The 16,857-nt window shown below is 69.4% G+C and carries 16 protein-coding genes and 1 pseudogene; 9 read left to right on the forward strand and 8 right to left on the reverse strand.

Features of this window, described 5'->3' with window-relative positions; translation table 11 throughout:
* The first annotated feature begins 24 nt into the window (after positions 1 to 24).
* The gene (locus ACIBTM_RS03935) at positions 25 to 1,422 is read left to right on the forward strand and encodes a class II fumarate hydratase (RefSeq protein ID WP_395875052.1); all 1,398 of its coding nucleotides are present in this window, start codon (positions 25 to 27) and stop codon (positions 1,420 to 1,422) included.
* Here the strand turns inward: ACIBTM_RS03935 and ACIBTM_RS03940 are convergent.
* Positions 1,419 to 2,000 (reverse strand): TetR/AcrR family transcriptional regulator, encoded by a 582-nt coding sequence (locus tag ACIBTM_RS03940; protein WP_395875053.1) that lies wholly within the window; start codon positions 1,998 to 2,000, stop codon positions 1,419 to 1,421. The two genes, ACIBTM_RS03935 and ACIBTM_RS03940, sit on opposite strands and share 4 nt — an antisense overlap.
* A gap of 43 nt (positions 2,001 to 2,043) precedes the next feature.
* Here ACIBTM_RS03940 and ACIBTM_RS03945 point away from each other — a divergent pair, with 43 nt between their 5' ends.
* Positions 2,044 to 2,499 carry an SRPBCC family protein gene (locus ACIBTM_RS03945; RefSeq protein WP_395875054.1) on the forward strand — a complete coding sequence of 152 codons (456 nt, stop codon included), beginning with the start codon at positions 2,044 to 2,046 and terminating at the stop codon, positions 2,497 to 2,499.
* On the opposite strand, the pseudogene ACIBTM_RS03950 reads toward ACIBTM_RS03945, so the two are convergent.
* Positions 2,497 to 3,456: pseudogene (locus ACIBTM_RS03950) on the reverse strand (DMT family transporter); the annotation flags it as partial. The gene ACIBTM_RS03945 and the pseudogene ACIBTM_RS03950 overlap by 3 nt on opposite strands.
* Here ACIBTM_RS03950 and ACIBTM_RS03955 point away from each other — a divergent pair.
* Positions 3,455 to 4,297 carry a helix-turn-helix domain-containing protein gene (locus ACIBTM_RS03955; RefSeq protein ID WP_395875055.1) on the forward strand — a complete coding sequence of 281 codons (843 nt, stop codon included), beginning with the start codon at positions 3,455 to 3,457 and terminating at the stop codon, positions 4,295 to 4,297. The pseudogene ACIBTM_RS03950 and the gene ACIBTM_RS03955 sit on opposite strands and share 2 nt — an antisense overlap.
* 37 nt (positions 4,298 to 4,334) lie before the next feature.
* The gene (locus ACIBTM_RS03960; protein WP_395875056.1) at positions 4,335 to 5,846 is read left to right on the forward strand and encodes an ATP-dependent DNA ligase; all 1,512 of its coding nucleotides are present in this window, start codon (positions 4,335 to 4,337) and stop codon (positions 5,844 to 5,846) included.
* A 70-nt stretch (positions 5,847 to 5,916) separates the two neighbouring features.
* Here ACIBTM_RS03960 and ACIBTM_RS03965 read toward each other — a convergent pair whose 3' ends face one another.
* From ACIBTM_RS03965 to ACIBTM_RS03975, 3 genes are all read right to left on the reverse strand, one after another.
* Positions 5,917 to 6,294 carry a hypothetical protein gene (locus tag ACIBTM_RS03965; protein ID WP_395875057.1) on the reverse strand — a complete coding sequence of 126 codons (378 nt, stop codon included), beginning with the start codon at positions 6,292 to 6,294 and terminating at the stop codon, positions 5,917 to 5,919.
* Positions 6,291 to 6,728 carry a hypothetical protein gene (locus ACIBTM_RS03970; protein ID WP_395875058.1) on the reverse strand — a complete coding sequence of 146 codons (438 nt, stop codon included), beginning with the start codon at positions 6,726 to 6,728 and terminating at the stop codon, positions 6,291 to 6,293. Before ACIBTM_RS03970 ends, ACIBTM_RS03965 begins: the two co-directional genes overlap by 4 nt.
* Before the next feature lie 84 nt (positions 6,729 to 6,812).
* Positions 6,813 to 7,640 carry an NBR1-Ig-like domain-containing protein gene (locus ACIBTM_RS03975; RefSeq protein ID WP_395875059.1) on the reverse strand — a complete coding sequence of 276 codons (828 nt, stop codon included), beginning with the start codon at positions 7,638 to 7,640 and terminating at the stop codon, positions 6,813 to 6,815.
* A 117-nt stretch (positions 7,641 to 7,757) separates the two neighbouring features.
* Between ACIBTM_RS03975 and ACIBTM_RS03980 the strand changes: the two genes are divergently transcribed.
* A complete protein-coding gene (locus tag ACIBTM_RS03980) occupies positions 7,758 to 8,474 on the forward strand; it encodes a Pr6Pr family membrane protein (protein WP_395875060.1) in 717 nt (238 codons plus the stop codon).
* Here the strand turns inward: ACIBTM_RS03980 and ACIBTM_RS03985 are convergent.
* Both ACIBTM_RS03985 and ACIBTM_RS03990 read right to left on the reverse strand, forming a co-directional pair.
* Positions 8,418 to 9,647 (reverse strand): NADH:flavin oxidoreductase/NADH oxidase family protein, encoded by a 1,230-nt coding sequence (locus ACIBTM_RS03985; protein WP_395875061.1) that lies wholly within the window; start codon positions 9,645 to 9,647, stop codon positions 8,418 to 8,420. The genes ACIBTM_RS03980 and ACIBTM_RS03985 overlap by 57 nt on opposite strands.
* A 227-nt stretch (positions 9,648 to 9,874) precedes the next feature.
* The gene (locus ACIBTM_RS03990; protein WP_395875062.1) at positions 9,875 to 10,345 is read right to left on the reverse strand and encodes a DUF309 domain-containing protein; all 471 of its coding nucleotides are present in this window, start codon (positions 10,343 to 10,345) and stop codon (positions 9,875 to 9,877) included.
* A gap of 35 nt (positions 10,346 to 10,380) precedes the next feature.
* Between ACIBTM_RS03990 and ACIBTM_RS03995 the strand changes: the two genes are divergently transcribed.
* Genes ACIBTM_RS03995 through ACIBTM_RS04005 form a run of 3 tightly spaced genes read left to right on the forward strand, consistent with a single transcriptional unit; the run spans position 10,381 to position 14,491 of the window.
* Complete coding sequence (locus tag ACIBTM_RS03995; RefSeq protein WP_395875063.1) at positions 10,381 to 11,820, forward strand: GuaB1 family IMP dehydrogenase-related protein; 1,440 nt, start codon at positions 10,381 to 10,383, stop codon at positions 11,818 to 11,820.
* A 32-nt stretch (positions 11,821 to 11,852) separates the two neighbouring features.
* Positions 11,853 to 12,896 carry a glycosyltransferase gene (locus ACIBTM_RS04000; protein ID WP_395875064.1) on the forward strand — a complete coding sequence of 348 codons (1,044 nt, stop codon included), beginning with the start codon at positions 11,853 to 11,855 and terminating at the stop codon, positions 12,894 to 12,896.
* A complete protein-coding gene (locus ACIBTM_RS04005; RefSeq protein WP_395875065.1) occupies positions 12,893 to 14,491 on the forward strand; it encodes an alkaline phosphatase family protein in 1,599 nt (532 codons plus the stop codon). Before ACIBTM_RS04000 ends, ACIBTM_RS04005 begins: the two co-directional genes overlap by 4 nt.
* Positions 14,492 to 14,552: 61 nt before the next feature.
* Here the strand turns inward: ACIBTM_RS04005 and ACIBTM_RS04010 are convergent, their stop codons facing one another.
* Positions 14,553 to 15,839, reverse strand: a complete 1,287-nt coding sequence (locus ACIBTM_RS04010; protein WP_016337181.1) for a PhoH family protein — start codon at positions 15,837 to 15,839, stop codon at positions 14,553 to 14,555.
* Positions 15,840 to 16,568: 729 nt separating this feature from the next.
* On the opposite strand from ACIBTM_RS04010, the gene ACIBTM_RS04015 reads away from it, so the two are divergent.
* A complete protein-coding gene (locus ACIBTM_RS04015) occupies positions 16,569 to 16,814 on the forward strand; it encodes a hypothetical protein (protein WP_395875066.1) in 246 nt (81 codons plus the stop codon).
* The last annotated feature ends 43 nt before the right edge of the window (positions 16,815 to 16,857 follow it).

Genomic DNA, 16,857 nt, shown 5'->3' on the forward strand with positions numbered 1-16,857 from the left:
GAGGCACTGCGCGAGACTTGGAGTATGGCTGAACAGGAATACCGGATCGAACACGACACCATGGGCGAGGTGCGCGTCCCCGTTGACGCCCTCTACCGCGCGCAGACGCAGCGTGCCGTCGAGAACTTCCCGATCTCCGGCCGGGGCCTGGAGCGCGCCCAGATCCGCGCGCTCGGCCTGCTGAAGGCCGCCGCGGCGCGGGTCAACGCGCGGCTTGGCGTGCTGGACGCCGAAGTCGCCGACGCCATCGCGAAGGCCGCGGACGAGGTCGCCGACGGCAAGCACGACGCGCACTTCCCGATCGACGTGTTCCAGACCGGCTCCGGGACGTCGTCGAACATGAACGCCAACGAGGTCATCGCGACGCTCGCGTCGAAGGCGCTGGGCCGCGACGTGCACCCGAACGACCACGTCAACGCCTCGCAGTCCTCGAACGACACCTTCCCGACGACGATCCACGTCGCCGCGACGGAGGCCGTCCTGTCCGACGTGATCCCGGCGCTGGAGTATCTGGCCGCCGCCATCGAGACGCGCGCGGGCGAATGGGCGGACATCGTGAAATCCGGCCGCACGCACCTGATGGACGCCGTGCCGATCACCTTCGGCCAGGAGGCGGGCGCGTGGGCGTCGCAGGTCCGGTTCGGGGTCGAACGGCTGAAGTCGGGCCTGCCGCGGCTCGGCGAACTGCCGATCGGCGGGACCGCGGTCGGCTCCGGACTGAACGCGCCGGAGGGCTTCGGCGCGGCGGTCTCGCAGGAACTGGCTTCGGTGACCGGTCTTCCGCTGACCGAGGCACGCGACCACTTCGAGGCGCAGGCGACGCAGGACAGCGTCGTCGAGACGTCCGGGCATCTGCGCACGGTCGCGGTGTCGCTGAACAAGATCGCGAACGACCTGCGCTGGCTGGGTTCCGGTCCGCGCACGGGGCTCGCCGAACTCGCGCTGCCGGATCTGCAGCCGGGTTCGTCGATCATGCCGGGCAAGGTCAACCCGGTGATCCCGGAGGCGACGCTGCAGGTGGTCGCCCAGGTGATCGGGAACGACGCGGCGGTCGCCTTCGCGGGCGCGGCCGGCAACTTCCAGCTCAACGTGAACCTGCCGGTGATCGCGCGCAACGTGCTCGAATCGGCGCGGCTGCTCGCCGCGGTCTCGCGGCTGCTGGCGGACAAGGTGTTCGCGGGCGTGACGGTGAACGCCGACCGCGCGCGCGAGTACGCCGAGGGTTCGCCGTCGATCGTGACGCCGCTGAACAAATACATCGGCTACGAAGAGGCCGCCGCCATCGCGAAGCAGGCACTCAAGGAGCTGAAGACGATCCGCGAGGTCGTGATCGAACGCGGTCACGTCGCGAACGGCAAGCTCACCGAAGCGCAGCTGGACGAGGCTCTCGACGTCCTCCGCATGGCGCGCGGAGGACGCTAAGCGCCGAGAGCGGCCACAGCCGCATGAAGCGGTGAGGCGAGCGAAGCCGCCAGCCCACCCGAAGGCGGTGTCTCGGTGAACAGGTGCAGCCAGGTCAGCACCGGACCGAGCAGGATCGCGTGGACGAGAGCCGGATCGGGCCGTCGCGAGAGTTCCCCTCTTGCGACGGCCCGATCCAGCATCTGGACCAGATAGCCGCGTTCACGGCCGAGGAAGACCTCGCCGAACCGGGCCTCCAGCACCGGATCCGCCCGGACGTCGGCGAGCAGCGACGGCAGCGCCTGCCGCAGTTCCACACTGTCCAAAGAGGACTGGATCACTTCGAGGACCGCCGCCACGTCACCCCGCAGCGAGCCCGTGTCCGATGGCGGTTCGAGCTCGACGGGATGGATCACCGCGGCGAACACGAGTTCCGCCTTCGAGCGCCATCGCCGGTACACCGCGGCCTTGCCGACACCCGCCCGCGCCGCGACCGCGTCGATCGTGCAGCGCTGGTAACCGGTTTCGGTCAGCAACGCCCGCACGGCCACCCGGACCGCGTCGTCGATTCCTTCTTCCCTCGGCCTGCCTCTCGCCATGACCAGAGTTTACGAGACTGCCAGTTCCGTATATCGTCCGGGTATGACCTGGACCAGAACCTCCCGTGAAATCCTTCCCTGCCCGCCGTCGGCGCTCTGGGCGCCGCTGGCCGACTTCACCCGATGGCCGGACTGGGATCCCGACCTCGCCGGTATCGAACTGCACGGCCCCGCCGAAGTGGGCTCCACCGGTTTCCTCGTACCGAACGGATTCCGCGGCCGCGTGCACTCACGAGTCGCCGAGCCGTTCACGATCACCTCCCTGGTCCAGCACCGCGAGATCGCCTTCCGCCAGCCGATTCCCTTGGGCGCCATGGAGCTCGTACTGAACCTGACCGAGGTCGACGGCGGGACGGAATTCGTCCAGAAGGTCACCTTCGGCGGGCCGCTGCGCTCGGTCATGGTCGCGATCATCGGCGGTGACGTCGTCAAGCATTTCGACGTCAAGTGCGCCAGGCTCGCCGAGCTCGCGGCGGCGCAGGCCGATCACGACGCCTGAAGACACCAGCGCGACCCCGATCACCTGCGAGAAGCGGAAATCCTGCATACCGAGCAGGAGCGAGACGGCGAGCCCGGAGACCGGCATCAACCCCACCAGCACCCCGGCCCGGTCCGCGCCCAGCACCGAAACCGCCGAGTACCAAAGAAGAAACGCGATCGCGGTGACGACGACCGTCAGGTAGCCGAGCGCGATCAGTTCACGCCCGTCCGGCCAGGCCCAGGCGCCGGACGGGTCGGCGATCGTCCCGGCGACCGCTCCGCCGGCGCCCGCGGCGAAACACCCCCAGGTCGCGGTCGCCAACGGCCCGAGCCTTTCGAGCACACCGACGGCGAGCAGCGTGAAGAGCGCTTCGCACACCATGGCCAGCGCGGCGAGCACCAGCCCTTGCCAGCGTGCCGCACCGCCGCCGGAGAGCACGGCGATCCCGAGCCCGGCGAGCACCGCCCCGGTCACCGGCGCCCACGATGGCCGTTTCCCCTTCGCCAGCGGGCCGGCGAGCGCGAGCACGAGCGGTGTGCCGCCGAGGAAGGCGGCGACGAGGCCGGGTTCGGCATAGCGCTGCGCGAACAGCAGGCACGCTTGGAACCCGATCATCCCGGTCGCCGCGAGGGCGATCAGCGACGGCAGGTCGCGCGCGCCCGGCAACGGCAACGGTCGCCCGCTCAGCCGGGCCCACGCCAGCAGGAGCACCCCCGCCAGCGCGTACCGCAGCGCCTGTCCGGTGATCACGGGGTAGCCGTCGAGCATTCCCGTCACCGGCACGGACGCGCCGACGATCAGCACCCCCAGTACGCCGATCGTCACGCCTCTTCTTTCGTCGTCCATGCCTTTCACGATGGCGACTTTTTGGTCCGAAGCGAAGGGCCAAATCAAGCCTTCCTCACTGGACCATAAGTCGCCTGGGTCTGTCAGGACCAGGCACGCACCCACACGGTCCGGGATACTTGTCGACATGACCGAGACGGCCGGACTGGGCGACTTCCTCAAGGCACGCAGGGCCGCGCTGGAACCCGCGGACCTCGGCCTGCCGTCGGGGATCAACCAGCGGCGGGTCGCGGGGCTGCGGCGCGAGGAGCTGGCGCAGCTGGCCGGGATCAGCGTCGACTACTACACACGCCTGGAGCAGGGCCGGGCGCGCAACGTGTCCGACTCGGTCCTCGATTCGCTGAGCCGGGCGCTGCGGCTGCATCGCGACGAGGACACCTACCTGCGCAATCTCGCCGCCCCGAAACGCAAACGCGTCGCGCGGCCGAGGGCACAGCGGATCCGGCCGGAACTGCAGACGATGCTGAACGCGATCCAGTCCCCGGCGTTCGTCTTCGGCCGCTATCTGGACGTGCTGGCCTGGAACTCGCTCGGAGCCGCGCTCTCCTTCGACTTCGCCGCCTGCCGTCCGGGAGAGCGGAACATCCCGAAGATGTTCTTCCTCGACGAGAGCGCCCGCGAGATGCACCCCGAGTGGGAAACCGTGGCGAAAGAGGTCGTCGCGAACCTGCGCTCCGAGAGCGGGAAGTATCCGGACGACCCGTACCTCGCCCAGCTGGTCGGCGAACTCTCCCTCGGCAGCGAGGAGTTCCGGAGGCTGTGGGCGAAGCACACCGTGCGCGAGAAGGCGCACGCGTGGAAGGTGATGATCAACCCGATCGTGGGAGAGCTGCGGCTGCGCTACGAGACGCTGCGGCTACCCGACGATCCGGACCAGGCGCTGGTGATCTACACCGCCGAACCCGGCTCCGACAGCGAGCGGGCGCTCGGCCTGCTCGCCAGCTGGGTCGCCGATCCCGCGCACGCTTGAAGGAGAAACTGTCGGTGCCCGGGTCCATGATGGATCCATGTTGCTCACCGCGGTGGTGACCGCGTCGGCCGAACTGGCCGCCACGAGGTCCAGGAAGGCGAAGATCGCCACACTGGCCGCGGTGCTGCGCGCGGCGGGCGAGCTGGAGCTGCCCGCCGTCATCGCGTTCCTCACCGGGCAGCTGACGCAGGGCCGCATCGGCACCGGCTGGCGGACGCTGGCCGCGTTGGACGCGGCCCCGGCCGCCGAGCCGTCGTTGACCGTGGCCGAGGTCGACACGGCTTTCGACACGGTGGGGGCGGCGTCGGGTTCGGGTTCGGTGAAGCTGCGCGCGGAGACGTTGCGGGCGTTGCTCACCAAGATGACGAAGGAGGAGCAGGAGTTCCTGTTCCGGCTGCTCACCGGCGAGCTGCGGCAGGGCGCGCTCGAAGGGATCATGGTGGACGCCATCGCGGCGGCGGCCGAGATCCCGGCCGAGGACGTCCGGCGGGCGTTCATGCTGTCCGGGCAGCTCCCGGTGACCGGCCTGGCGGCGATGAACGGCGGCCGGGAACGGCTGGCGGAGTTCAAGCTGGCCTTGGGCACGCCGCTCCGGCCGATGCTGGCTTCCCCGGCGGAATCGCTGGAGGAGGCGATCACCGAGCACGCCGAGGCGCTGGTCGAGTACAAGATGGACGGCGCGCGGATCCAGGTCCACCGCGAAGGCGACGAGGTGCACATCTACACGCGGACACTGCGGGAGATCACCGGCAGCGTCGGCGAACTGGTGGACCTGGTGCGTTCCCTGCCGTGCACGTCGGTGGTGCTCGACGGCGAGACGCTGGCCCTGACCGACGACGGCAGACCCCGGCCGTTCCAGCAGACGATGAGCCGGTTCGGCAGCAGCCGCGAGGAGCAGGTCAAAGCGCTGTTGCTGCGGCCGTACTTCTTCGACTGCCTGCACCTCGACGGCACCGACCTGCTGGACGCGCCGCTCTCCGAGCGGAACGCCGCCCTGCGCCGGGTCGCGGGTGAGCACGTCATCCCTGGCGAGCTCAGGCCGGCCTCGGCCGAGGGAGTGCTGGAAGCGGCGATGGCCGCCGGGCACGAAGGCGTGATGGTCAAGGACCTCGCTTCGCCGTACGCGGCGGGACGGCGAGGGCGCGCGTGGCTCAAGGTGAAACCGGTGCACACGATCGACCTGATCGTGCTCGCCGCGGAATGGGGGCACGGCAGGCGCACCGGCACGCTGTCGAATCTGCACCTCGGCGCCCGCGACCCCGACGGCGGCCCGCCGATCATGGTCGGCAAGACGTTCAAGGGTATGACCGACGAGCTGCTGGCCTGGCAGACGAAAACGTTCCAGGAGATCGAGACCCACCGCACGGACTGGGCGGTCCACGTGCGGCCGGAGCTCGTCGTCGAAATCGAACTCGACGGGGCACAGGTGAGCACGCGGTATCCAGGCGGCCTGGCGCTGCGCTTCGCGCGGGTCGTGCGCTACCGGCCGGACAAGGAGGCCGCGGACGCCGACACCATCGACACCGTGCGCGGCCTCCTCAAGCCCTGATTTCCCCGCATTCAGTCCTCTGAATGCGGTCCTTGCGCGTGCAACGACCGCATCCAGAGGACGAAACGCGTCAGTAGCAGCGATCCGAGGAGATCTTGTACGTGTAGTTGTTCGAGAGGTCGGAGGTCACCTCGAAGCGGATCTTGTGATACACCGGCGGCTCCCCGAGGACGCCGTGCTTCACGGTGCGCTCCTTGCCCGGCGCGATGGCCCCGCTCCAGAGCCCCTTGTCGAAGACGTCGTCGATGATCTGGACGAGCATTCCCCGGTAGTCGTGGTTGTGCACGGTGATGTCGATGCTCTGCCCAGCGCTCACCTCGACGACCTTCGTCTTCCCGCCCATCAACGGTCCGCCCTCACAGACCTTCGACGCCGCCGAAGCGGACGGTGCCATCAGCAGGGTGCCGGCCAGCGCGACCGGGACGACGGCGAACAGCTTCTTCTTCATCGGTTCCCCACAACGGTCTTGACGACATTGGACTGGACGGCCAGATCGAGGCCGATCTTCATGTTCCCCCCGCAATAGGCCTTCTCGCCGTTCTTGAAATGCACCGTCAGATCCCCGGCGCATTCGAACACCTTGACGTCCCAGGTGCGGGTGCCCGGCTTGAGGCAGATCGCATCCTTCCCGGCCCGGCGCATCCAGCCGTGATAGCCGGATTCGCAGGTAATGATCGGATCACTGCCCGAAGCGGGCGCCGGAGCCGCCTGTGCGGCGGTGACCGGCAGGAGCGCCACGGTGAGCGCGGCCCCGGCCAGTGCGGCGACCTTGACGTACGGACGCATGGATTCCCTTTCCGCAAATAATGTGAGAGTGTTTCGGAAAATCCCCGTCCGGAATTCCCGGACGCCGATGACGTTAAGGGCGCCGGAAGCCGCCACGGAAGCGATTCACGGCCGCGAAATGGCCATGGCCGAACGAATAATGTCCACGCAGGTCAGCGCTTTGGCCATCGGCCCGGAAAGTCAAATGACGCGGACCGAGAAGAACACGGCGCGGGCGTTCGGCAGCAGGATGTGCCCCTGTTCGTCGGCCATCTTCCAGTACACCTGGCAATGGCCGGGACGGTCGGGCGCACGCACCTCGACGGAGACGCGCACATGCTCGCCAGGCGCGGTCTGCGGGACGGGTACGCGTTCGGGCGTGCCGCATTCGCCGGGATTCCCGAACGAACCGGCGCGGACCAGATAGCGGCCGACCCATCCGACCGATCCCGCGTTGCGGAACTCCCAGGTCTTCACGAAGACCGACCCGGCCGCGACCTCGCTGCCGTCGGGCACGGTCACGTCGGCGACGAATTCCGACGCGTCACCGGCCGGCGCGGCGGGCTCGGAACCGAACGAGGCGGTGAAGACGAACACCAGCGCCGCGACGAGCACGAGCGCCACCGCCCCGGCGAGGACGAACGCCGTGCGGCGTGACCGCTCCGGCGCGGATCCGGGCAAGGGTTCGGCCAAGGCCCCGGCGGTCAGCGCGTCCCGCGCGCGTTCCCACTCGCCGCGCCATTCATGGCGGACCGCGTCCTCGTCACCGCCGAGCACCCCGGCGGCCAGCACCCGGACGAACTCCCATGAGGTTTCCCAGCTGGGCAGACGCTCTCCGCGGGCCGCGGCCGAAAGCGCCGATTTCGACGCGAGCGCGCCGTACTCGTCACGCATCCGGTCGTAGGAAGGGTCACCGGCGGCCCGTTTCAGCTCCCACAGCCGTCGCGCGAACCCGGCGATGGGTCCGCTGTCCTCCGCCGGACCCCGCGCGACCCGGCCGCGGCGTCCGGGCCTCCGCTCGACGTCCATCGCTTCCCACGATATGACCCGATGACCGGGAAGTCCCAGCGGCGTCCCGCCCCCGATCGAGTGGCGGCGTGCGGTGGTGACGGGACGTCCCCGACCGATCACCCATAAAGTGGGCGAATGCAGGCTTCCAAGATCGCGCGCGCCTGGTTCGGCGTGACGGCACTGGTGGTGATCGCCGGTCTCGCCGCGCAGATCCCGGTCTCCGCGGGCACCACCGGCGGCACGTTCCACACCCCGGCCGGCCGGGTGGCCAACCTGCTCGCGTTCTTCACCATCGACTCGAACATCCTGGTCGGCGTCGGCAGTCTCCTGCTCGCGCTCGGCGTCGCGGGCAAGTCGATCCTGTTCGGCGTGCTGCGGCTCACCGGGCTCGTCGGCATCACCGTGACCGGCGTCGTCTTCCAGGTCGCGCTCGCCGACCTCTACGAATTGCACGGCTGGGCGGTGTTCGCCGACACGATGCTGCACAAGGTGTCGCCGTTGATGTGCGTCGCGGGCTGGCTGCTGTTCGGGCCGCGCGGCCAGCTGTCGTGGCGGATCCTGTGGTGGTCGCTGCTGTACCCGCTGGCCTGGCTCGCCGTCACGCTGGTGCGTGGCGCGGTCATCGGGTTCTACCCGTACCCGTTCGTCGACCCGGGCATCAACGGCTACGGCGGTGTCGCGTTCAACTGCGTGCTGATCGGCGTGCTGTTCATCGGCCTCGCGGCGGCCGCGGTCGGCTTCGACCGCACCTTCAGCCGCCGGGACGAGGTGGACGACTACCTGGCCCCGGACCCGTCAGCCCCGGACCCGGCGGAAGGCGTTGAGCGGATCCGCGACGCCGGCACGTACTAGCGTCCGCACCGCGCCGAGCCGCCGGTCCACCGGTTTCCCGGCCGCCACCCGGTGCATCTGCTGGGTGTGCCACTGGATTTCGAGCAGGCTGTCGGCCAGCCGGATGCCGGTCTTCGGCGCCGTGCGCTGGGCACGGACCTCCTCACCGCCGAGCAGCCGCGAGGGCAGCGCCGGGTCGACGACCAGCGGCCTGCCGAGGCCGATGACGTCCAGCGCGCCGAACCGCAGCGCGTCCGCCATGCCCTCCGGGCTGGTGAAGCCGCCGGTCACCATCAGCGCGACGTCGGTGACCTGCCGCGCCTTCGCGGCGTAGTCGAGGAAGTACGCCTCTCGGCTGGCGGTGCTCGCCTTGCCGGAGCCCATCATGGCGGCCTTCTCGTAGGTGCCGCCGGAGACTTCCAGCAGGTCGATGCCCGCTTCGCCGAGTTCGCGGACGACTTCGAGCGAGTCCTCCTCGCTGAAGCCGCCGCGCTGGAAGTCCGCGCTGTTGAGCTTGACCGCGATCGGCACGGCGTCGCCGACCTCGCTCCGGATCCGGGCGACCACCTCCAGCAGGAACCGGCGCCGCCGGAGCGCGTCGCCACCCCAGCCGTCGGTGCGCTGGTTGGTCAGCGGCGAGAGGAACTGCGAGACGAGGTAGCCGTGCGCGCCGTGGATCTGGACGCCGGCGAATCCGGCGTCGACGACGGTCCGCGCGGCCACGCCGAACCGGTCGATGATCGCCTCGATCTCGTCGACGGTGAGCGCGCGCGGCGCCGCGAAGACCGAGCGGATGCCGCGGTCGCCGAACGGCACCGCCGACGGCGCGACCGGCTGACGGGACAGGAAACGCGGGCTCTGCCTGCCCGGATGGTTGAGCTGAACCCACAACCGGGTCTCGGTTCCATCGGCGGACCGTGCCCACGGCTTGAACTCGGTCGCGTCCGGTTCACGGGGCACCGCGACGTTGCGCGGTTCGCCGAGCGCGGTGGGATCGACCATGACGTTGCCGGTGATCAGCGTCCCGGCGCCGCCATGGGACCACGTCCGGTACAGCTCGGCCAGTTCGGCGGTCGGCCGGTTGCGACGGTCGCCGAGTTGCTCGCTGAGCGCGGCCTTGGCCAGCCGGTTCGGCAGGGTCGCGCCGCATCGCAGTTTCAGCGGCTCGGCCAGCAGTTCCTTGGGCTCGCTCATCGCGCTCTCTCCCGCCGTTACCTACTGATCAGTATCCCTACTCGAAGTAACATACTCGCGGTATGTCGAGTACTCAAGGCGTGGCGATGCCGAAGGAGTTGTCGATCACGTAGCGCCTGAGCCCGTCCTCCCCACGCTTCGCGACGTCGGTCACCGGCGACGTGCCCCTGGCGCGGCGTTGCCTTGATCGCCCGCTGCTGATCGAGCTGTACCGCTCGGGCTCGGCTCTACTGGCCCAGTAGGCGGGGCGCGACCGGCTCCACGCGAGCCCGCACCTTCACCTCTTCGGCCATCGCCCGCGCCCAAGCCTGCAGGCCCGGGATGTCGATCCCGTGCGGCCCGGCCGCACGGAACGGCTCGATGTTGTCCGCGCCGCGCCCCAGCAGTGAGGCCCCGCCGTTGCCGTTCCCCCTGGCCACGTGGGTCAGGCCCACGGCCAGTTGCGCGAGACCGCGCCACAGCTCCCGCTCGGGCCCGTCGGTGGACTTCCACGCGTCTTCGAACACCTCGTGCGCGTGAAACGGGCGGCCCGCGTCGAGCAGGCGCTGAGCCTCGGAGATGGTGTCCTCCGGGCTGCGTTCGATGCCCTCGGGCTGCCGTTCGACACCGTCGGCGCCGTACGGGAGCGGCCTGCCGAGACCGTCTCGCGGGCGCGCGTTGCGGGCTCGTCCGGCTTCGTCACGGTCCCGGTCCGTCATGCCGTCATTGTCCCACGCGGGTATCCTGGGGCCTCGTGCGCTTTCTCGACGGGCATCGGCCCGCTCACGACCTGACCTACGACGACGTGTTCCTCTTGCCGAACCGGTCGGACGTCGAGTCCCGCTTCGACGTCGATCTGTCCACTGTGGACGGCACCGGCGCGACGATCCCGATCGTGGTCGCCAACATGACCGCCGTCGCGGGCCGCCGGATGGCCGAAACGGTCGCCAGGCGCGGCGGGCTCGTCGTCCTGCCACAGGATGTCGACGTGGCCGCGGTCGCCGACATCGTCACCTGGGTCAAGAGCCGTCACACCGTGTGGGACACCCCGCTCGTGCTGACCGGCGGCGACGCGGTGGCCGACGCGCTGAACCTGGTCGGCAAACGTGCCCATGGCGCCGTCGTCGTGGTGGACGAAGACGGCAAGCCCGTCGGCGTCGTGGACGAAGCGGCCTGCGCGGGCGTAGACCGCTTCGCGCGGCTGGCCGACGTCGCGGAGCCCGCGGTCGTCACAGTCCCGCTGGACACTCCGCCCCGCGAGGTGTTCGAGCGTCTGCACGACCACGGCGGCCGCCTCGCGCTCGGCATCGACGAGAACGGCAGGCTCGCGGGCGTCCTGACCGAGATCGCGGCGCTGCGCGCGGAGATCTACACCCCGGCCGTCGACGACGGCGGCAACCTGCGTGTCGCCGCCGCGATCGGCGTGAACGGCGACGTCGCGGCGAAGGCCGAGGCCGTCCTCGCGGCGGGCGTCGACGTACTGGTGGTCGACACCGCGCACGGCCACCAGGAGAAGATGATCTCCGCGCTCAAGGCCGTCCGGTCGGTGAACCCGCGGGTCCCGATCGTGGCGGGCAACGTGGTCACCGCGGAGGGCACACGCGACCTGATCCACGCGGGCGCGGACGTCGTCAAGGTCGGCGTCGGCCCCGGCGCCATGTGCACGACCCGGATGATGACCGGGGTCGGACGGCCGCAGTTCTCCGCCGTCGCCGAATGCGCGGCCGCGGCGCGTGAGCTGGGCAAACACGTCTGGGCGGACGGCGGCGTGCGGCATCCGCGCGACGTCGCGCTCGCGCTGGCCGCCGGCGCGTCGGCGGCGATGGTCGGCTCGTGGTTCGCCGGCACCCACGAATCTCCCGGCGACCTGCGCTACGACGAGCAGGGCAAGCCGTACAAGGAGTCGTTCGGCATGGCGTCGAAGCGCGCCGTCGGCGCCCGCACGCGCACGGACAACGTCTTCGAACGAGCCAAGAAGGGCCTGTTCGAAGAGGGCATCTCGGCGTCGCGGATGGCCTTGGACCCGGCTCGCCCCGGCGTCGAGGACCTGCTCGACTCCATCGGCTCCGGTGTCCGTTCGGCCTGCACGTACGCGGGCGCCCGGACGCTGGAGGAGTTCCACGAGCGCGCGCTGCTCGGGATCCAGTCCGCCGCGGGCTTCGCGGAAGGGCGTCCGCTGCCGTCGGGCTGGTGATTCGGCGCACCTGAAGCACTAAGGTGCACCGGGTGAGACGGCTGAGACGCATCGTGGCGGCGGCGAGGGACGACCGCCGCCACGCGGAAAACGGGGAAATCGCCGAGCTGCGGTCCGCGCTCGCGGAGCAGGCGGCGGAGATCGAGCGGCTGCGCGCGGCGCTGGACCATCGCACCGCCTGGCTCGAAGATCACAGCAAGGCCCTGCGGGACGGCGACGCGCGCATCACCACCGTCGAGGACAGGCAGTCCGCCCTCGACGCACGGCAAGGCGCGCTCGACGGCTGGCTCAGCAGCCACGACGTCGCGTTCGAAGGCCTGCACCTCCGCACCGAAAGTCTCGAAGCCGCTCGTGACGTCCGCACGTTCACGCACTGGCTCGAACAGCACGAACTCCTTGCCTCACCGAAGATCTCGATCGTCCTGCCCACGCACGACCGGGCCGCGCTGCTGCCGCGCGCCGTCGCTTCGGTGCTGGCGCAGCGTTACGAGAACTGGGAACTGGTGATCGTCGACGACGCCAGTTCGGATTCCACGCCGAAGGTGATCGCCGGCTTCGAAGACCCGCGGATCCGCTCGATCCGGGTCGAGCACGGCGGTGTCTGCGCCGCCCGCAACGCCGGGCTGGCCGAGGTCACCGGCGACGTGGTCGCCTACCTCGACGACGACAACACCATGCATCCCTTGTGGCTCAAGGCCTTGGGCTGGGCGTTCGGCGAGCATCCGGAGATCACGGCGGCCTACGGCGGCTTCGTCATCGACGACATCGGCGGGCTGCCGACGTTGTTCCTGCGCCGCTACGACCGGAAGACCCTGGTGCAGGAGAATCTCTCCGACATCGGCGCCGTCGCGCACCGGGCGGGCCTTCGAGAGGCCCGGTTCGACGAATCGCTGGTCGAGATGGGCGACTGGGATCTGCTCCTGGCGCTGACCGCGGACCGCGCGCCCCTGGTCGTCCCGGCGATCTCCTGCTACTACACGACGACTTCCGAGGACCGGCTTTCCCACGGGCCGACCTACGACGACGACTTCGCCGCCATCCGCCGCAAGCATTCAGGACCGGAGCACCGATCATGACCGAGCCCGCCAAGATCCTCGTGGTCGCACTCGACGCGTGCGATCCCGGCACGATCCGCGATCTGGCCGCCGCCGGCGAAGTTCCGACGCTGGCGCGCCTGCTCGAAACCAGCGCTTCGGCGACCACGCACAATCCCTACGGCCTGTTCGTCGGCTCGCTGTGGAGCAGCTTCTTCACCGCGCGCACCGCCGCGCGGACCGGATTCCACTGCTGGGAAGAGGTCGACACCAAGACCTACGAACGGCGGCTGACCAGCCCGCTGGAGATCCGGGGGACCCCGTTCTGGGAGACACTTTCCGACGCCGGGAAACGGGTCGCCGTGCTCGACGTCCCGCATTCCCGTGCGGACAAGCCGATCAACGGGGTCATGGTGAGCGAATACGCCTGCCACGACCGGCATTTCGGCTTCCACACTTCGCCACCGGAGCTGGCGAAGGAGATCGAGGCCGACTTCGGGCTCACTCCCATCCTCACCGCCGAGCCCGACCTGGTCCGCGACTGGGCGCCGGACGACTATCTCCACCGCGAAGGCCCGCACCGCACGGCGGACGAGGAACGCGCGCTGACCCACGGGCTCGTCGCCGGGATCGGCCAGAAGACCCAGGTGTCGACGAAGTTGCTCGCCGAGGGCGATTGGGATCTTTTCCTTTCGGTGTACGGGGAATCCCACAGCATCGGCCATCAGCAGTGGCATCTGCACGACCCGGGGCACCGCGACCACGACGTCACGCTCGCCGCGGAACTGGATCCGATCCGCGCGGTCTACCGCGGCCTCGACAAGGCGATCGGCGAGCATCTCGCGCTGACCGGACCGGACACCACGGTCTTCGTGCTGCTGAGCCACGGCATGGGGCCACGGTACGAGGGAAGCCATCTGCTGCACGAAATCCTGCGGCTCCTCGACACGGTGGAGACCGAAGGAATGCGCGGCGGCGGCGCGATGACGACGGTCAAACGTGCTTACTCCGCGCTCCCCGGTCCTTTGAGGACGAAGCTCGCGTCGGCCGCGATGCCCTTGCTGCGCAAGCGGCTGGCGGCGGCCCCGCTGCCCGCGGTGCCGAACTGGGCGACCGCCGAACAGCGGTCGAAGCAGCGGTTCTACTTGTCTCCCAACAACTTCGTCTTCGGCGGGGTGCGGATCAACCTGGTGGGCCGCGAGCCGCACGGCGTCGTCCGGCCCGGCGCCGAATACGACGCGGTGTGCGAGCAGCTGACCGAAGACCTGCTCTCGCTGGTGAACGTCGCGTCGGGGAAACCCGTCGTGCGCGAGGTTTCCCGCACGAGCGACCACTACGACCGGGAAGCCGACGACACGCTGCCGGATCTGCTGATCGACTGGGCCCGCACCGGGCCGATCGAGACGGTCTGGTCGCCCAAGACAGGCGTCGTCTACGGCCCGGACGAGCACTGGCGCACCGGAGATCACCGGCCCGACGGGCTCCTGCTCGCCAGCGGGCCCGGTTTCGAACCGGGCGCGAAACTGCCGGATCTGGACGTCGTCGACCTGGGGTCGACCCTTTCGGCCATGCTCGGCGTCGAACTCACCGACGACGTGGACGGACGGCCGCTCCCCTGGGCGAAACCGGTCACCTAGCCGCCATGAACGGTCCGTTCCTTGCGAAATTTGCAAGGAACGGACCGTTCATGGCAGGTGCTCAGCCGTGGTCCTCCAGCATCTCGGTGACGAGCGCCGCGATCGGCGAACGCTCGGAGCGGGTCAACGTGACATGCGCGAACAGCGGATGACCCTTGAGTTTCTCGATCACCGCCGAAACGCCGTCGTGCCGCCCGACCCGCAGGTTGTCGCGCTGCGCGACGTCATGCGTGAGCACGACCCGCGAGGCCGTGCCAAGCCGCGAAAGCACGGTCAGGAGCACGTTGCGCTCCAAGGACTGCGCCTCGTCGACGATGACGAACGTGTCGTGCAGCGACCGGCCGCGGATATGGGTCAGCGGGAGCACCTCGAGCATGCCGCGATCGAAGACCTCGTCGAGGACGTCCTGGCTGACCAGCCCGCCGAGGGTGTCGAACACCGCCTGCGCCCACGGCTGCATCTTCTCGCTCTCGGAACCGGGCAGGTAGCCCAGTTCCTGGCCGCCGACCGCGTACACCGGCCGGAACACGACCACCTTGCGGTGCTGGCGGCGTTCCATCACCGACTCCAGCCCCGCGCAGAGGGCGAGCGCCGACTTACCCGTACCGGCGCGTCCGCCCAGCGAGACGATGCCGACGTCCGAGTCCAGCAGGAGATCCAGCGCCACCCGCTGTTCGGCCGACCGGCCGTGCAGCCCGAACGCCTCCTTGTCACCGCGCACGAGCCGGATCCGCTTGTCCGCGGTGACCCGGCCCAGCGCGCTGGAACTGCCGGCGAGCAGCCTCAGCCCGGTGTGGCAGGGCAGTTCACCGACCTCGGGCATCCCGAACTCCGCAGGATCCACCGAAGACCCGCTGAACAGCGCGTCGACGAGGGTCTGCGGGACGTCCACGTCCGCCATCCCCGTCCAGCCCGAGGGCGTCACCTCCTGCGCGCGGTACTCGTCGGCTTCGAGGCCGACGGCTCCCGCTTTGACGCGCAGGGGGATGTCCTTGGTCACCAGCGTGACCGACGCGCGTTCCGCCGCCAGATTGAGCGCGCAGGCGAGGATGCGGTGGTCGTTGGAGTCGGTGCGGAAGCCGACCGGGAGCACCGTGGGATCGGAGTGGTTCAACTCCACCTGCAGGGTGCCGCCGTGCTCACCGATCGGGATCGGCGCGTCGAGCCTGCCGTGCTGACGACGCAGGTCGTCGAGCATGCGGAGCGCTTCGCGCGCGAACCACCCCAGTTCGGGGTGGTGACGTTTCGCCTCCAGTTCACTGATGACGACCAGCGGGAGCACGACCGCGTGTTCGGCGAAACGAGTCACCGACCAGGGGTCAGAGAGCAGGACCGACGTGTCGAGCACGTAAGTGGACCGCTGGGATTCGGGCGAGATCGAGGCTTTCTCCGGGCCAGAGGCACCGGTCGAAGAACGGCCAGAGGCCTTGCGGGGTGAACGCTGCGCAGTCACGACGGCATCTCCCTCGTGGGCGTGGCACCACGCCCGCACTCGCTGGGCCGGGCACCTCCCTGGCTAACCGCTCCTTCTGACGCTCTCCGCGTCAGTCGGCACGGCCACGAGGGCCGGGTGCCGGCCCCCTCGTGCATCCACTGGGCGGCTGTGCCGCCCTGTCGACAACCGCCACGACCAGGGCCTCCCGCGAGAGTCCGCATGGGACGCGAACCCTCACTTCCGGAAGGTACCTGCGTCCGGCCGATCGCGCAGGCAGCCAGCACGGTGATTCGCCAAACCGTCATCTCACTGTCGGTCGCGTGACATCAACGCCTGGTTACCGTCACGGTGGGTAGTGATGATCTCGATTCAGGGACGCTCGTCGATGCGACCCGGATGGATTAACGCGACGGAGGGCGTTCACCTGATGGGTTCGAGGGTTCTACCACGCTTGGTAGCGGGCCGCATTTTGTGACCGAGACAGAGAACCGGACCGAGTGAAACGAACCTTTTTCGCCTCACACAATGGGCTTACGCGACGGTCACAAGTCCTGAATAGCGAGTAATTTTCTCACTGCGGGACACCCCCACCGGATTTCGGTGCCCCCGATCCCTGAATATCTCTACCAAGGAGTGTGCGAAGTGCTGAAGAAGGCTGGTTTCGTTTCCGCCGTCGCCGCGGGCATCATGATGGTCGGCGGGACCGCGTTCGCCGCCACTGGGGACACCTCCGGCACCCCGGACCCGACGTTCGGCGACGCCTACAACACCTTCATCGAGGGCGGCGGCGCACTGGGCTACGGTGCCGCTTCGCTGGTCGCCGGTGCCTACGCGGGCATCGCCACCACCCCGGCCCTGGTCCTCCACTCGCTGGAGCACAACCACTGATCTTCAGTGACGACGTCGAAGGCCCCGGAGTGCACGCCGGGGC

The sequence above is a fragment of the Amycolatopsis sp. NPDC049868 genome (assembly GCF_044461365.1).
Taxonomy (GTDB): Bacteria; Actinomycetota; Actinomycetes; order Mycobacteriales; family Pseudonocardiaceae; genus Amycolatopsis.

Excerpts from the sequence above, each read along its gene's own strand:
- ACIBTM_RS03935 (WP_395875052.1), top strand. The coding sequence starts at position 25 with ATGGCTGAACAGGAATACCGGATCGAACACGACACCATGGGCGAGGTG.
- ACIBTM_RS03940 (WP_395875053.1), bottom strand. The coding sequence starts at position 2,000 with ATGGCGAGAGGCAGGCCGAGGGAAGAAGGAATCGACGACGCGGTCCGG.
- ACIBTM_RS03945 (WP_395875054.1), top strand. The coding sequence starts at position 2,044 with ATGACCTGGACCAGAACCTCCCGTGAAATCCTTCCCTGCCCGCCGTCG.
- ACIBTM_RS03955 (WP_395875055.1), top strand. The coding sequence starts at position 3,455 with ATGACCGAGACGGCCGGACTGGGCGACTTCCTCAAGGCACGCAGGGCC.
- ACIBTM_RS03960 (WP_395875056.1), top strand. The coding sequence starts at position 4,335 with ATGTTGCTCACCGCGGTGGTGACCGCGTCGGCCGAACTGGCCGCCACG.
- ACIBTM_RS03965 (WP_395875057.1), bottom strand. The coding sequence starts at position 6,294 with ATGAAGAAGAAGCTGTTCGCCGTCGTCCCGGTCGCGCTGGCCGGCACC.
- ACIBTM_RS03975 (WP_395875059.1), bottom strand. The coding sequence starts at position 7,640 with ATGGACGTCGAGCGGAGGCCCGGACGCCGCGGCCGGGTCGCGCGGGGT.
- ACIBTM_RS03980 (WP_395875060.1), top strand. The coding sequence starts at position 7,758 with ATGCAGGCTTCCAAGATCGCGCGCGCCTGGTTCGGCGTGACGGCACTG.
- ACIBTM_RS03985 (WP_395875061.1), bottom strand. The coding sequence starts at position 9,647 with ATGAGCGAGCCCAAGGAACTGCTGGCCGAGCCGCTGAAACTGCGATGC.
- ACIBTM_RS03990 (WP_395875062.1), bottom strand. The coding sequence starts at position 10,345 with ATGACGGACCGGGACCGTGACGAAGCCGGACGAGCCCGCAACGCGCGC.
- ACIBTM_RS04005 (WP_395875065.1), top strand. The coding sequence starts at position 12,893 with ATGACCGAGCCCGCCAAGATCCTCGTGGTCGCACTCGACGCGTGCGAT.